11 protein-coding genes are annotated in these 13,718 nt (G+C 69.0%); 7 read left to right on the top strand and 4 right to left on the bottom strand.

Features of this window, described 5'->3' with window-relative positions; all coding sequences use genetic code 11:
• Positions 1-88: 88 nt before the first annotated feature.
• The gene (locus tag BLQ28_RS20220) at positions 89-1,210 is read right to left on the bottom strand and encodes a citrate synthase/methylcitrate synthase (RefSeq protein WP_093243072.1); all 1,122 of its coding nucleotides are present in this window, start codon (positions 1,208-1,210) and stop codon (positions 89-91) included.
• 83 nt (positions 1,211-1,293) lie between these two features.
• Here BLQ28_RS20220 and BLQ28_RS20215 point away from each other — a divergent pair, with 83 nt between their 5' ends.
• The gene (locus BLQ28_RS20215; protein ID WP_256327377.1) at positions 1,294-2,451 is read left to right on the top strand and encodes a citrate synthase; all 1,158 of its coding nucleotides are present in this window, start codon (positions 1,294-1,296) and stop codon (positions 2,449-2,451) included.
• 168 nt (positions 2,452-2,619) lie between these two features.
• Here the strand turns inward: BLQ28_RS20215 and BLQ28_RS20210 are convergent, their stop codons facing one another.
• Entirely contained in the window at positions 2,620-3,828 is a 1,209-nt protein-coding gene (locus BLQ28_RS20210; RefSeq protein WP_093243068.1) for a M48 family metallopeptidase, read from the bottom strand.
• Between the two features lie 198 nt (positions 3,829-4,026).
• On the opposite strand from BLQ28_RS20210, the gene BLQ28_RS20205 reads away from it, so the two are divergent.
• From BLQ28_RS20205 to BLQ28_RS20190, 4 genes are all read left to right on the top strand, one after another.
• Positions 4,027-5,001, top strand: coding sequence for a tripartite tricarboxylate transporter substrate-binding protein (locus BLQ28_RS20205; RefSeq protein WP_093243066.1), 975 nt, complete (start codon positions 4,027-4,029; stop codon positions 4,999-5,001).
• 125 nt (positions 5,002-5,126) lie between these two features.
• Positions 5,127-5,888: a hypothetical protein gene (locus tag BLQ28_RS20200; protein WP_093243063.1), complete on the top strand. Its 762-nt coding sequence runs from the start codon at positions 5,127-5,129 to the stop codon at positions 5,886-5,888.
• Entirely contained in the window at positions 5,885-7,324 is a 1,440-nt protein-coding gene (locus tag BLQ28_RS20195) for a hypothetical protein (protein ID WP_093243061.1), read from the top strand. The genes BLQ28_RS20200 and BLQ28_RS20195 overlap by 4 nt, the downstream gene beginning before the upstream one ends.
• A 12-nt stretch (positions 7,325-7,336) precedes the next feature.
• A complete protein-coding gene (locus tag BLQ28_RS20190) occupies positions 7,337-8,323 on the top strand; it encodes a hypothetical protein (RefSeq protein WP_143012524.1) in 987 nt (328 codons plus the stop codon).
• A gap of 33 nt (positions 8,324-8,356) precedes the next feature.
• Here BLQ28_RS20190 and BLQ28_RS20185 read toward each other — a convergent pair whose 3' ends face one another.
• Positions 8,357-10,477: a PQQ-dependent dehydrogenase, methanol/ethanol family gene (locus BLQ28_RS20185; RefSeq protein WP_093243056.1), complete on the bottom strand. Its 2,121-nt coding sequence runs from the start codon at positions 10,475-10,477 to the stop codon at positions 8,357-8,359.
• A gap of 133 nt (positions 10,478-10,610) precedes the next feature.
• Between BLQ28_RS20185 and BLQ28_RS20180 the strand changes: the two genes are divergently transcribed.
• Positions 10,611-11,903, top strand: coding sequence for a helix-turn-helix domain-containing protein (locus BLQ28_RS20180; RefSeq protein ID WP_093243053.1), 1,293 nt, complete (start codon positions 10,611-10,613; stop codon positions 11,901-11,903).
• Positions 11,904-11,918: 15 nt separating this feature from the next.
• On the opposite strand, the gene BLQ28_RS20175 is transcribed toward BLQ28_RS20180, so the two are convergent.
• Entirely contained in the window at positions 11,919-12,830 is a 912-nt protein-coding gene (locus BLQ28_RS20175) for an AraC family transcriptional regulator (RefSeq protein WP_093243471.1), read from the bottom strand.
• Between the two features lie 108 nt (positions 12,831-12,938).
• Between BLQ28_RS20175 and BLQ28_RS20170 the strand changes: the two genes are divergently transcribed.
• Positions 12,939-13,688: an SDR family oxidoreductase gene (locus BLQ28_RS20170; RefSeq protein ID WP_093243051.1), complete on the top strand. Its 750-nt coding sequence runs from the start codon at positions 12,939-12,941 to the stop codon at positions 13,686-13,688.
• Positions 13,689-13,718: the final 30 nt, after the last annotated feature.

Here is a 13,718-nt window from a genome sequence, read left to right as displayed (position 1 = left end):
GGAATACTTTCGCGTTGAATCGCGCATGCCGCAACCGGCATGCGAAGACTGCGAGGGTATCGGATGACGGGGAACGACCCGTGCAGGCTCAGTGCGCGAGTGCGGTTTCGCCCGCTTCCTCGGGCGCGGGGCCGACATACACCGACTGCGGGCGGATCAGCCGGCCCTTGTGCACCTGCTCGCGCGCATGCGCCACCCATCCGCTCACGCGGCCGGCGGCGAACACGCAGGTGAAGCTTTCGCGGCCGAAGCCCAGCGCTTCGAGCAGCAGTGCGGTGTAGAACTCGACGTTGGTTTCCAGCGCGCGGTCGGGCTTCTTCTCGCGCAGGATCGCCAGCGCGGCCTGCTCGGCGGCTTCCGCCAGTTCAAAGCGCGCGGCATTGACGCTGCCCTCGGCGCTCAAGCGCTGCAGCGCGCCCTTGAGCGCATCGGCGCGCGGATCGCGCACACGGTAGATGCGATGGCCGAAACCCATCAGGCGCTGCCCGCTGGCCACCGCGCCTTCGAGCCAGTGGCGCGCATTGGCGGCGGTGCCGATGGCATCGAGCGCATCGAGCACCGGCCCCGGAGCGCCGCCATGCAGCGGCCCCTTCAACGCGCTGATGCCGGCAAGCACGGCCGACGCCAGCCCCGCGCCGGTGGACGCCACCACGCGCGCGGCAAAGGTCGAGGCATTGAGGCCGTGATCGCAGACGGTGACGAGGTAGGTGTCGAGCGCGGCGCCCTGCGCGGCCGTGGGTGTGCGGCCATGCAGCATGCGCAGCATGTCGACGGCGTGCGGCAGGGTTTCGTCGGGCGCGAGCGCCTGCACGCCCAGGCGCCAGCGCATGACGGCCGCCGTGTACACGGCGGGTGCGGCCACGAGGCGCAACGCGGTCTGCAGGTCGTCGCCATCGGGCAGGCGCGCGAGCAGCGCGCGCACCGCCTCGATGGGCGGCAGCCGGCGCAGCACGCTGTCGTCGTTGGGCTGCAGGCGCTCGAAGGCTTCGCGGCGCGCGCGGCCCAGGGCGGTGCGCAACGCGGCGGCGTTGCCGGGCAGCGTGTCGAAGAAGCCCTTGAACAGCAGCGCCACCACGTCTTCGAAGCGCCAGTGCTGCGCGATCTCGTCGAGCGTGTGGCCGCGAATGACCAGCCGGCCTTCGGCACCGTCCACTTCCGACAAGACCGTGTGCGCGGCTACCACGCCTTCGAGGCCGTTCTCTTCAATCATCGTTCTCTCCTGGTTTGACGATGTCATTGATTCTGGCCACACTGACGTTGACGTCAATCTTGATTTATTCCATCAACATGGTGATGAAGACAGCACTCTGGCTGCCCGCGGGCGAGGCCCTCGAACTGATGCAGGTTCGCCCGCAGACCCTCTATGCAAGCGTGAGCCGTGGCCGCATCCGCGCCAAGCCCGACGCCACCGACCCGAGACGCAGCCTCTACCACCGCGACGACGTGCAGCGCATCGCAGCGCGCACGCGCGGGCGGCGCAGCACCGAAGCGGTGGCGAGCGAAACGATCCAGTGGGGCGAGCCGGTGCTGGCATCGGCGGTGTCGACGGTGGCCGATGGCCGGCTTCTCTACCGCGGACAAGACGCGTGCGCGCTCGCCTCGCACGCCACGCTGGAAGACGTGGCCGCCCTGCTGTGGGAAAGCGCGCCGCCGCGCTTCATGGCCGTTGCGCCCATGACGATGCCCCGCAAGGACGCGACGCCCTTGCAGGCCGGCCTGCTCGCACTGGCGGCGCGTGCCGCCGTCGATCCACCCTCGCGCGGTCGTTCACGCGCGGTGTTGCAGGCCGAGGCGGCGGATGTGATCGGCACGCTGGCCGATGCGCTGATCGGCCCCGCACCCACGAAGCCGGTGGCACTGCACGCGCGGCTGGCTTCGGCATGGCGCCGCCCCCGCGCGGCCGATGATCTGCGTCGCGCGTTGGTGCTGCTGGCCGACCACGAGCTCAACGCATCGACCTTCGCCGCGCGCGTGACCGCTTCGACGGGCGCATCGCTCGCCGCGAGCCTGCTCACCGGGCTCTCCACGTTGACCGGGCCCTTGCATGGCGGTGCATCGGCAGCCGTGCAGGCGCTGATGCGCAATGCATCGGCCATCGGCACCGAAGCCGCCGTGCGCGAATGGCTTGCGCATGACCGGTCACTGGCGGCCTTCGGCCATCCGCTCTATCCGAACGGCGACGCGCGATGCGGTGCATTGCTGGCCAACATCGAACTGCCGCCCGCCTTCACTGAACTGCGCGAGATCGGCGAGAAGCTGCTCGGCGAGACGGTGAACATCGACTTTGCACTCGCCGCGCTGGCGGCCGTGCACAAGCTGCCGCCCGGCGCACCGCTCATGCTGTTCGCGCTCGCGCGCACCGTCGGATGGACTGCCCATGTGCTGGAGCAGCAGGCCACGGGGCATTTGATAAGACCGCGTGCGCGGTACACGGGGCCGGCCGCTTCATAAGAAAGACGGCACGCTGCTGTTCTGCCATGCACCCACAGCGCCCACTGTGCGGATGGCGCCGGGTGGTCCCCGCAGCGAAATAAAGGAGGAGGCCGCAGGCCGGGGGACATTCGCGGAGGGGACCACCCGGTGCCATCCGCACGCCCCCCCAACGCACGCGAACGGCCGTTACCGCACCTTGCGGCAACCCAGCGGCAACAGCTTCACCGGCAAGTCGTCCCCACTCACGCAATGCCAGACGATGCCGTTGTCCGCAGACGAAGGCTCCATGCGCAGCACGCCGCTCATTCCCCGGGGCAGCTTCGGCAAGGTGGCCTCGACGACCATCGTCTCGGGGTCGAGCGTGAGCACCGAGCCGCCGGGCAACGTCTCGGGCGCGTTCGCGGCGGCGAGGGTGTCAGGGATCTCTTCCTTCTCGGTGTAGTAGTTGGTGAGCGCCTCGCGCACCGGTGCGCCTTCCGCCCAGGCCTGCACGACTTGTGCGCGCGCAACGTAGTCCTGGTAGGCCGGGATCGCCGCGGCCGCCGCCACGCCGATGACGGCCACGACGATCAGCACGCCCAGGGCGCCACCACCGGCACGGCCCGTGTAGGGCACGAAGATCGCGAGCACATAGGCCAGCGGGTTGCGGCTGGGCAACGCCGCCGCCGGATCGATGGCACGCGCCACGCGCTTGGTGAGCCACGGGTAGCCGCCGATCAGTTCATGGAACGAGGCCCAGAAGCCGCTGTTGCCGGCCGACTGGTTGGCATAGCCCTGCAGGTCGACGTTGCGCCACTGCTGGGCACCGGCGGCCAGTGCCACGAGCGCGCGCGGCGCGGAGTCGGGCTCTTCGCAGCAGGCGGCGCCGTGCAGGTCGCAGGTGTATTCCTTCGCGCGTGCATAGGCGGCACCGAGCAGTGGCAGCCACAGCACCGGGGCACGCCAGATGTGGCCCGTGAGGTGGCCGCGCCGGATGTGGCCCAGCTCATGGCCGATGTAGAAGTTGATGCCGTCGGGCTGCGCTTCCATCGCATCGACCACGTCGGACAGCAGCACCACGAAGTTGCGGCCGAAGAAGCGGGTGGCGAAGGCGTTGAACATGCCGTTGCCGTGCAGCAGGTAAGCCTCGGGCGGGTTCTCGATGCCGAGGTAGCCGCAGCAGGCCTTGAAGCGCGCATGCAGCTCGGGCAGCTGGGTCGGCGAGATCTTCACGGCCGTGCCCTTGATCCACGCAATGACGGCCGACTGCGCGAACACGTAGCCGATGAAGCCCAGCAGCACATAGACGAGCGCGATGCCCAGCGTGCCGACGATCACGAGCAGCCAGACCAGCAGGCCGAGCACGAGCGTGACGGTACCGAGCCAGCGCTCGCGCGGATAGACCCATGGATCCATTGGAATTTCCTCCTCGATGCGGCCGTGGCGACCGCGCTGTTTGTGGTTGTTTTCGCGCCTTCCCTTGCGCGAGTGCCCGGTCGGCATCATGCCCCAGAGTGGGGCGAAATTCGACACCCGTCTAAGGGCTATTCGGTATAGGTCAGGCCCCGGTCAGCCGATAAGATCGCGGCCTTTTTACCCCCTCTCGGAGACATCATGAAGAAACTGCTCGCCTTCGCGGCGATCGCCGCCGCCACTGCCGGTGTTCACGCCCAGGATTTCCCCGGGAACAAGACCGTCACGCTGGTGGTGCCTTTCGCGGCCGGCGGCCCGACCGACCGTGTGGCGCGCGACCTCGCCGAAGCCATGCAGAAGACGCTCGGCACCACGATCGTGGTGGACAACACCGCGGGCGCGGGCAGTTCCATCGGCACGGCCAAGGTGGCCCGCGCCAACCCCGACGGCTACACGCTGCTGCTGAACCACATCGGCATGTCCACCATGCCCGCGCTGTACCGCAAGCTGCCGTTCAACGTCGAGACCGACTTCGAGTACCTGGGCATGGTCAATGAAGTGCCGATGACGCTGATCGGCAAGCCCGGCCTGCCCGCCAACAACTACAAGGAACTGACGACCTGGATCGCCGCCAACAAGGGCAAGATCAACCTGGGCAACGCCGGCCTGGGCGCCGCGTCGCACCTGTGCGGCCTGCTGTTCCAGAGCGCGATCAAGGTCGAGATGACGCCCGTGCCGTACAAGGGCACGGCCCCCGCCATCGCCGACCTGCTGGGCGGCCAGATCGACCTGCTGTGCGACCAGACCACCAACACCACCTCGCAGATCGAGGCCAAGAAGGTCAAGGCCTATGCCGTGACCACCGCCAAGCGCCTGACCACGCCCGGCCTGAAAGACCTGCCGACGCTGGACGAGTCGGGCCTGAAGGGCTTCGAAGTGACGATCTGGCACGGCGTGTACGCGCCCAAGGGCACGCCCGCACCGGTGCTGAAGAAGCTCAACGAAGCCGTCAAGGCGGCCATGAAGGACCCGGGCTTCATCAAGCGCGAAGAAGCGCTGGGCGCGGTGATCACCACCGACAAGCGCACCGAGCCGGCCGAGCACAAGAAGTTCGTTGCGGCCGAGATCGCCAAGTGGGGCCCGATCATCAAGGCCGCCGGCGTGTACGCCGACTGATCGACGAACAACAACCGCCGCTGCCTTCACACGCAAGCAGCCGCAAGGCCGCCTGAGCCCCCTGGGCCAGGCGGCTTTTTCGTTATGCTGGCCGGGATTTTTCTTCCACCCTCCAGCCCCTTTCCATGCGTTTTCGCGGCGCGGCCCTTTCGGTTCTTGCGGTCTTCCTGGCCTTGCCGGCGCAGGAAGGCAAGGCCCAACCGCAAACGCTGCTGTGGGTATGGGACCGGCCCCAGCTTTTCTCCGCATTGCCCGAAGCCACCGGCGTGGCCTACCTGCATGCCACGGTGCAACTGAGCGGCGAGCGCAGCCGCACGACCTGGCGCCAGTGGCCGCTGCGCATCGCGCCGGGTGCCACGGTGATGCCAGTGGTGCACGTCACGCTGGACAACCTCGCGCCCTCGCCTGTCGACGATGCGCAGCAGGCGGCCATTGCCGCCGCCATCGAGCATGCCGCGAAGCAGGGCAACCGCTCAGGCTGGGTGCAGCTCGACTTCGAGGCGCGGCGCAGCCAGCGCGAGGCCTACGTCGCGCTGCTCAAGCGCCTGCAGCCGCTGCGCGAAGGCGGCGTGCGGCTCTCGGCCACCGCGCTGGCCTCGTGGTGCATGAGCGATCCGTGGCTGCCCGCCGGCCTGCTCGACGAGATCGTGCCGATGTACTTCCGCATGGGCGCGGAAGGCGCACGCATCCGCCAGCGGCTCGATGCGACGGGCGCGGCCACGGTGCCGGCCTGCCGCGATGCGGCGGGACTGATGTTCGGCGAGAACTGGCCCGCGCTCGGCGGCGTGAAGCGGCGCTATGTGTTCCACGCGGGCGCATGGAAGAACGAAGACTTCGCACGGATCGACAGCAGCAACAACAACATCGACATCAACAGGCACCCATGATTTCTTCCAACTCGAGGCGCACGATGCGCGCCGGCGCCAGGCTGCTGGCAATGACGGCAACCGCACTGCTCGGCGCCACCATGGCGCACGCCAGCGGCGGCTACGAACCCGAGGACCTGTTCTTCGCCACCAACCGGCCCGACCAGCCGGTGCGCGAGTTCGTCGAACGGCCCGCGGGCTACTACACCAGCTACCTCGTGCCCTACCAGGTGCTCTGGTACTGGCGCCTGCATGGCCAGGCGTTTTCTGTCGATGCGGTGCGCGCCTTCACCGACCTGCTGGAGAAGCTGCCGCGCGAAGACAACAGCATGGAAGAGCTGGACGACGCCTGGACCGAATGGCGACAGGCGCACGACGCCGCCACCGCGAAGCTCGATCCCCAGTCGGCGCGCGACAAGGCGGCCCTGGCGCCGCCATCGCAGCAGCCGCCGAAGTGGAACGCCGACAGCCTGCAGGCGTCCCCGAACTGTTTCTACAGCGATGCCTTCCGCAACGCCACGAAGACGCTGGCCCAGCGCATGACGCGCGTGGCCGGCGACAAGGCTGCCGCTCCCTACGTGCTGCACTGGTTGAAGGCGCAAGACGCGGTGTTCGACACCTGCAACCAGCAGTCCGGCACCGTCCCCGAGCTGCCGCAGCACGCGCCCGCCTGGCTGAAGGCCGACCAGGCCTACCAGCTGGCCGCACAGCGCTTCTATGCCGACGACCTCGACGAAGCCGACACCGCATTCACCACCATCGCAGAGGACAAGGCCAGCACCTGGCGCGACCTCGCGGCCTACATGCGGCTGCGCGTGCTGGCACGGCAGAACCCGGGCGAGGCGCCCTCGGACAACAAGAACGAGAAGGACAGCCCCGAGGCCCTCAAGCGGCAGGCCGAGCTCACGAAGCAGGTCGACGCCATCGCGCTGCCGCTGCTGAAGAACCCGCGCCTGCGGGCGCTGCATCCGTCGGTCCATCGGCTGGCCGAGGCGCTGCGCATCCGTTACCTGCTGCCCGCCACGCGCATGCAGCGGCTGGCGGACGGCCTGAAGACCATGGGCCCGCCCGATGCGGCCGCCGCGAAGCTGCTGCTGCTGAACCACGAGTTCCGCGCCTGCGGATTCATCTACGACTGCTCGTACGTCGGCCCCGCACAGACCTCCGACCTCGTGCAATGGCTCAGCACCGTGCGCGGCTTCAACGGTCCGGGCAGCAGCGCCGAGCCGGACGGCAAGTGGCGCGAAACCCTGAGCTGGAGCCGCTACCAGCGCACGCACGACCTCGCATGGCTGATGGCCGCCGCGAGCCTGCTGCCGGTGGCCGCGGCAAGCGACGACAAGCGCGAGGCCGAACTGCAGGCCGCGCTGGCGGCCGTGCCCGAAGACCATCCCGCGCGCTTCGCGGCCACGCAGTTGCGCGCGCAGCGCCTGTTCGCGCAGGGCCGCTACAAGTAGGTGCGCGAGCTCATGGCCGACGCGGGCGATTCGCCGCTGATCGCGCGCAGCCTTTCGGGCCGGAACCTTGTGAAGGCCTTGCTGCTGCCCACGGCCGCATCGGAAGACGAATGGCGCCGCCTCGCGATCCGCCCCGTGGTCGCGCGCCGCGACCCCGAGGCAACGGAAGCCAAGCCGAACGCGGTGCCGCTGGCCAGTGCCCTCGACGACGACGTGATCCGCTTCCTCAACACGCGTGCGCCGCTGCCGATGTGGCTGCGTCTTGCCGCCGACCCCACCCTGGCGCCCGCGCTGCGCGACGGCCTGCTCGAAACCGCGTGGACCCGCGCGGTGCTGGCCGAGGACTACGCGATGGCCCGCCGCGCGGCGCAGATGCGCGTGGCATCGCCGTCGCAGGCAGCGACCGCGGCGACCTCGGCGAAGGGGCCGGACCCGATCGCCGGCATCCGCCGCTCGGTGAAGCTGGCGGACACCGACACCGCCGCCTGGCACCGCCTGTTGCTGGAGCGCATGGCGAGCACCACCGAAGTCTTGCTGCCGCCACACTGGTCCGGCGCCGAAGGCATCCGGACTCCGCCCCTCAAGCCAGGCATTGCGCCGGCGTACGACCGCGCCATGGCCATCGGCAGCTACGGCAAGTGGTGCCGCCCGCTCGGCGTGCCGGTCTCCGGCCCGCAGGCCGCCACCGCCGCCGACTTCGAGATGCCCGCGTTCCTGTCGCAGGAAGAGCGCGCGCAGCAAGAGGCACTGGTCGGCAAGCTGCGCGCCATTCCGCAGGACTCGATCTACTTCACGCAGGAAAGCCTGGCGCTGATGCAGCGCAACCGCGCCGACCCGCTGGTGCCGCAGGCGCTGTCGGTCGCGGTGAAGATGGCGCGCTACACCTGCCCGGACAAGGCCGTGGGCGACTGGTCGCGCAAGGGCCTTCAGACCCTGCACGCGAACTACCCGAACTCGACCTGGGCCGCCAGCACCCAGTATTGGTACGGCGGCCGGTAAGGGGCGCGCGAAGAGCAGCCCTTACTTCGGGCCTTACTTCGGCCGGATCGCGTCCGCCGTCCCCTGGATGAAAGCCTTGATGCTCTCGATCTCCTCGCCCGAGAGCTTGCCCGTGAAGTCCGGCATGCCGCGCGCCATGGCCGGGCCCTTGAGCACGAACTTGTCGAGGTTCTCGATGTACGCCGCGTCCATGTAGCCGAGGTTCGGGATGTTGCCGCCGCGGTCCACGCCCGGCACGCCGTGGCAGAACACGCAGTTGCTCACGTAGAGCATGGTGCCGGCCTGGACCTTGGCGGGGTCGTACTTCACGCCCTGCACCAGCTTGTCCATGCGGTACTGCACGAAGTCCGGCATCTTGGCCGTACCACCGACCGCGAAGGTGTAGACCGTGCCCGGCCCCTGCTTCTCGGTGGCGCGCTGCGCCAGGCCATACACCCCGCCCCAGCCCACGGCCACCGACACGTACTGCTTGCCGTCGACCATGTAGGTCGAGGGCGCGGCCACCACGCCGGTGCCGGTGGGTGTCTCCCACAGCTTCTCGCCGGTCTTGGCGTTGTAGGCCAGCAGGCGGCCGTCGGCCGTGCCCTGGAACACGAGGTTGCCGGCGGTGGTGAGCGTGCCGCCGTTCCAGGGCGACACGTAGTCCACGCCCCAGGCCTCCTTCTGCGTCACCGGGTCCCAGGCCACGAGGCGGCCGAAGGGCTTGCTCTTGGGCGGCTCGACGTTGGCGAACTTGGCCAGGTTCCAGCCCAGGCCCGCATGCGGACGGCCCGGCACGTCTTCGTTGAACTTCCAGTCCTTGTCGTCCATCAGGTTGATCGGCACATGCTGCGAAGGCAGGTAGGCCAGGCCGGTCTGCGGGTTGAACGACATCGGGTGCCAGTTGTGCGCGCCGAACGGGCCGGGGATGGCGTCGTTGGGCTTGGTGCCGTCGCGCGACGAGGCAATGCCGATGGGCCGGCCGTTCTTGTCGTAGCCCGTGGCCCAGTTCACTTCGGTGAAGTTCTTGGCCGAGATGAACTTGCCGTTGGTGCGGTCGATGACGAAGAAGAAGCCGTTCTTCGGCGCATGCAGCAGCACCTTGCGCGGCTTGCCGCCCACCTTCATGTCGGCCAGGATCATCGACTGCGTGGAGGTGTAGTCCCAGTTGTCGCCGGGCGTCTCCTGGTAGTGCCACTTGTACTTGCCGGTGTCGGGGTCGAGCGCCACCACCGAGCCCAGGTAGAGGTTGTCGCCGCCCTTGGGGCTGCGCAGTTTGTGCGACCACGGCGAGCCGTTGCCGGTGCCCACGTACATCAGGTTGAGTTCGGGGTCGAAGGCGAAGCTGTCCCATGCGGTGCCGCCGCCACCGGCCTCCCAGTACTTGCCGCTCGGGTCCCAGGTCTTGGCGGCGCGCGCCATCGACGCGTCTTCAAACGGCTTGCTCGGATCGCCGGGCACCACGAACCAACGCCACTTCTGGTCGCCGGTGTTGGCGTCGTAGGCGGTGACGAAGCCGCGCACGCCGTACTCGGCGCCGCCGTTGCCGATGATGACCTTGCCCTTGAACACGCGCGGCGCGCCGGTGATGGTGTAGCTGCCCTTCTGGCCTTCGAGCGTGTTCTTCTCCCAGACCGTCTTGCCGGTGGCCGCATCGAGCGCGATGAGGCGGCCGTCGAAGGCGGCCACGTAGACCTTGCCTTCGTAGATGGCCACGCCGCGGTTCACCACGTCGCAGCAGCCCTTGTAGCCTTTGGACTTATCGACCTGCGGATCGAAGGTCCACAGCTTCTGGCCGGTGCGCGTGTCGATGGCATGCACCACGCTCCACGAGGCGGTGATGTACATGATGCCGTCGACCACCAGCGGCGTGGCTTCCACGCCGCGCGTCGACTCGAGGTTGTACGACCAGATCAGCCCCAGGTCTTTCACGTTGCCCGCGTTCACCTGGTCGAGCCTGCTGAAGCGCGACTCCGAATAATCGAGGCCCACGCTGGGCCAGTCGGGCGTTTTCTTCTGCGCCGCGTTGGCGCGGATGAAGTTGCCGTCGACCCGTTTCGTGGCGGCCGCGGCGCGGTCTTGCGGTGCCGTCGAATCCTGGGCCGTGGCCGTCGATGCGTTCAGGCACAGCAATGCGCCGGCGAGCATGACCAGCCCGGAGTGTGTTTTTTTCATCGTGGGTCTCCTTGTGGTGCAAGGATCGCGCGCACGGCCTTCGCGCTCACCCCCGGGATTTCCCCAGTCCGGCGCTGTTCCATTGCGGAACACATTCGCTGCTGGTCCCGAATCCAGCGAGGCAGCGAACCCCATGTCCCCAGACAAGTTCGAGCGGCTCGGCACGGCGGATGCGCCGCGCCAGCTCTTCGCCAGCACGCCGGCGCAGCGCGTGGCGCTCGCGCGGCAGCAGTTCTTCGAAGAAGGCGTGCGGCCTTCGGGACTGGTCGGCGAGGCGGTGCTGCAGTCGTGGATGCGCTGCAGCCGCACGCACCGCGACCGCCAGCGCATCGTGCCCTTCGATGCGGTCACGCCGAGCCGGCTGCACACCACGCTGGCGCGCAACCGCGAGCTGCTCGACGTGGCGCGGCATGAACTCGGGCAGATGGAGAACATGCTCGCGGGCACCGACTGCCGCGTGATCCTGACCGACCCCGACGGCGTGGTGGTGCACGTGAGCAGCCAGCCGAGCGACGCGCACCAGCCGGTGCTGCGCAAGACCGCGCGCGTGGGCGTGAACATCTCCGAGCGCATCGTCGGCACCACCGCGCCCGGCATCGTGGCCACCACCGGGCAGGCCTGCACGGTCGATGGCGCCGAGCATTACTTCGACGTGCTGAGCCACATGCAATGCGCGGCCGCGCCGATCCGCGACGTGACGGGCCGGCTGGCCGGCGTGCTCGACCTCACGGTGGAGTCGCGGGGCTTCGGCTTCGATGCGGCATCGATGGTGGCGATCCACGCGACGACCATCGAGAACCGGCTGCTGCAGGCGCAGTCGCGCGACCACCTGATCCTGCGCTTCCAGTCGAGCCCGACGCTGCTCGGCACGCCGCTCGAAGCACTGGCCGGCATCGCGCCCGACGGCACCATCGCGTGGCTCAACAATGCGGGGGCGCGGCTGCTGGGGCGCCTGCCCGAAGCGGCGGACGAACGCGATGTCGAATGCCTGCTGGGCCACGACCTGGCGAGCCTGCTGCGGCTGGGGCGTCGTGAAGCGGCGCAACCGCTGCGGCTGGCGAGCGGGCTCGGCGTGTGGGTGCAGGCGCATCTGAAGAGGCCGGACGGCGTGGACTTCCGGCATTCGGTGGCGATGCCCGGCGCCGTTGCGCATGCGGGCAGCCATCCACCCATTGCCATCGAACGGCATGTGCAGGCCGAGGCCATCGACGACACCCGTGAAGACGCGACGGCCGACGACAGCGATGCCGACGCCGAGGAGCCCGCACCGCTTGCGGCGACGCTGCGCGAGCACAGCCGCAAGCTGATCGAGGAAACGCTCGCGGCGCACGGTGGCAATGTGTCGCAGGCGGCGCGGCAATTGCGCGTGTCGCGCGGCACGCTGTACCGCCGCATGCGCGGCTGGGGCGACGCCGCCTGCGACTAGCGCATCAAGGCCTGTTCACACCGGCACAGCGCTCGCCTGCTCGCGCGCGTACTGGCTCGGCGGCCGCCCGACGTGGCGGGTGAAGGCGACGCTGAACGTGCTCGCGGAGCTGTAGCCCACGCGCTCGGCGATCTCGGCCACGCCGCCTTCCTTGCGTCGAAGCAGGTCCTTCGCGAGCGCCATGCGCCAGGCGAGCAGGTACGCCATCGGTGCCATGCCCACCTCGCGGCTGAAGCGATCGAAGAACGACGAGCGCGAGAGCGCGGCCTCTTTCGCCAGCTCCACGACCGTCCATGCCCGCGTCGGCTGCTCGTGCATCGCGCGGATCGCTGCCGCAAGGCGCACGTCGGCAAGCCCGCGCGCCAGGCCCGGCGATGCCGCCGTGCCTGCCGTCGATCTCAAGGCTTCGATGAGCAGCACCTCCAGCAGGCGCGCCAGCACGACCTCGCGTGCGGGCCGCTGTGCACGCGACTCCTCGCCCACCAGTTGCACCAGCGTTGCGAGCCGCTGTTCACCGCGAACATGAACCAGCTGCGGCAGCAGCGGCACCAGCAGGGCCGCATCGGGCGAGCCGAAACTGCAGTGGCCCGCCAGGATGCGCAGGTCCGTCGGGCCCTGTTGCTCGCCGACCCTGAACAGCCCCTGGCCCAGCGCGACCGGCAGCGAGTCGGCCACGCCGGCCGGCGGCACAAGGCTGGACATGGCGACGCCGAAGGCCGCGGGAATGAGCACGAAGTCGCCGGCCTGCAGCACGATCTCCTCGTGCCCATCGAGCGCCAGGCGGCAGCCGCCCTCCAGGACGGCGCAGTAGAAGGGCTGCCCGGCGTCGGAGCGGCGGATCTGCCACGGACCCGCGCCGACGACGTGCTTCGAGAACCGGGCAGCCGGCTGCAGCAACGCGACCACCTCGGCAAACGGATCGACCATGGCCGGACTCTCGAACATGAGTTATGGACTCTGGATGGTAGCAAGTACGGCTCAGGCCACCTATCGTGAAGGCATCGCCATCCACACCATCCACACGAAGGAAACCTCATGAAAACCGTATTGATCACTGGCTGCTCTTCCGGCTTCGGCCTCGAAACCGCGCGCCACTTTCTCGCGCAGGGCTGGCAGGTGGTCGCCACCATGCGCACGCCGCGCGAGGACGTGCTGCCGCCGTCCGAGCGCCTGCGCGTGCTGCAGCTCGACGTGACGGATGCACAGAGCATCCGCAACGCCGTCGAGGCTGCGGGGCCGATCGACGTGCTCGTCAACAACGCCGGCTTCGGCGCGCCCGCGCCGCTCGAACTCACCTCCATGGAAACGGTGCACGCGCTGTTCGAGACCAACACCTTCGGCACGATCGCGGTCACGCAGGCGGTGTTGCCGCAGATGCGTGCGCGCAAGTCCGGCGTCGTGGTGAACGTGACGTCGAGCGTCACGTACAAGCCGCTGCCGCTGGTCGGCATCTACCGCGCGGCCAAGGCGGCGGTGAATGCGCTCACCGAATCGATGGCCAGCGAGGTCGAGCCCTTCGGCGTGCGCGTGCACATCGTGCTGCCCGGGTCCTCGGGCGAAACCAGCTTTCGCGACACCGCACGAACCCGCCTGCGCGGCATCGACGACGAGGCCTATGGCGACTTCATGCAGCAGACCGTCGCCCGCATGCTCGCGTCCACGGGCCCGGGAACGCGCGCGAAAGATGTGGCCGAGGCCGTGTGGCGCGCGGCGACCGATCCGTCGGCCCCGATGCACATCCCGGCTGGTGCGGATGCCGTGCAGTGGGCCGCAGAAGCCCGCTGATCCGTCCGATCGTCTTCAAGGCTGCAGGGC

The organism is Variovorax sp. EL159, from assembly GCF_900100965.1.
Classification (GTDB): Bacteria; Pseudomonadota; Gammaproteobacteria; order Burkholderiales; family Burkholderiaceae_C; genus Variovorax.
The sequence above is the reverse complement of the archived record's forward strand: the minus strand, read 5'-3'. Positions and strand labels throughout refer to the sequence as shown.

Bases quoted from the DNA above. Each gene is read 5' to 3' on its own strand.
- BLQ28_RS20220 (WP_093243072.1), bottom strand. From the start codon at position 1,210: ATGATTGAAGAGAACGGCCTCGAAGGCGTGGTAGCCGCGCACACGGTC.
- BLQ28_RS20215 (WP_256327377.1), top strand. From the start codon at position 1,294: ATGAAGACAGCACTCTGGCTGCCCGCGGGCGAGGCCCTCGAACTGATG.
- BLQ28_RS20210 (WP_093243068.1), bottom strand. From the start codon at position 3,828: ATGGATCCATGGGTCTATCCGCGCGAGCGCTGGCTCGGTACCGTCACG.
- BLQ28_RS20205 (WP_093243066.1), top strand. From the start codon at position 4,027: ATGAAGAAACTGCTCGCCTTCGCGGCGATCGCCGCCGCCACTGCCGGT.
- BLQ28_RS20200 (WP_093243063.1), top strand. From the start codon at position 5,127: ATGCGTTTTCGCGGCGCGGCCCTTTCGGTTCTTGCGGTCTTCCTGGCC.
- BLQ28_RS20195 (WP_093243061.1), top strand. From the start codon at position 5,885: ATGATTTCTTCCAACTCGAGGCGCACGATGCGCGCCGGCGCCAGGCTG.
- BLQ28_RS20190 (WP_143012524.1), top strand. From the start codon at position 7,337: ATGGCCGACGCGGGCGATTCGCCGCTGATCGCGCGCAGCCTTTCGGGC.
- BLQ28_RS20185 (WP_093243056.1), bottom strand. From the start codon at position 10,477: ATGAAAAAAACACACTCCGGGCTGGTCATGCTCGCCGGCGCATTGCTG.
- BLQ28_RS20180 (WP_093243053.1), top strand. From the start codon at position 10,611: ATGTCCCCAGACAAGTTCGAGCGGCTCGGCACGGCGGATGCGCCGCGC.
- BLQ28_RS20175 (WP_093243471.1), bottom strand. From the start codon at position 12,830: ATGGTCGATCCGTTTGCCGAGGTGGTCGCGTTGCTGCAGCCGGCTGCC.
- BLQ28_RS20170 (WP_093243051.1), top strand. From the start codon at position 12,939: ATGAAAACCGTATTGATCACTGGCTGCTCTTCCGGCTTCGGCCTCGAA.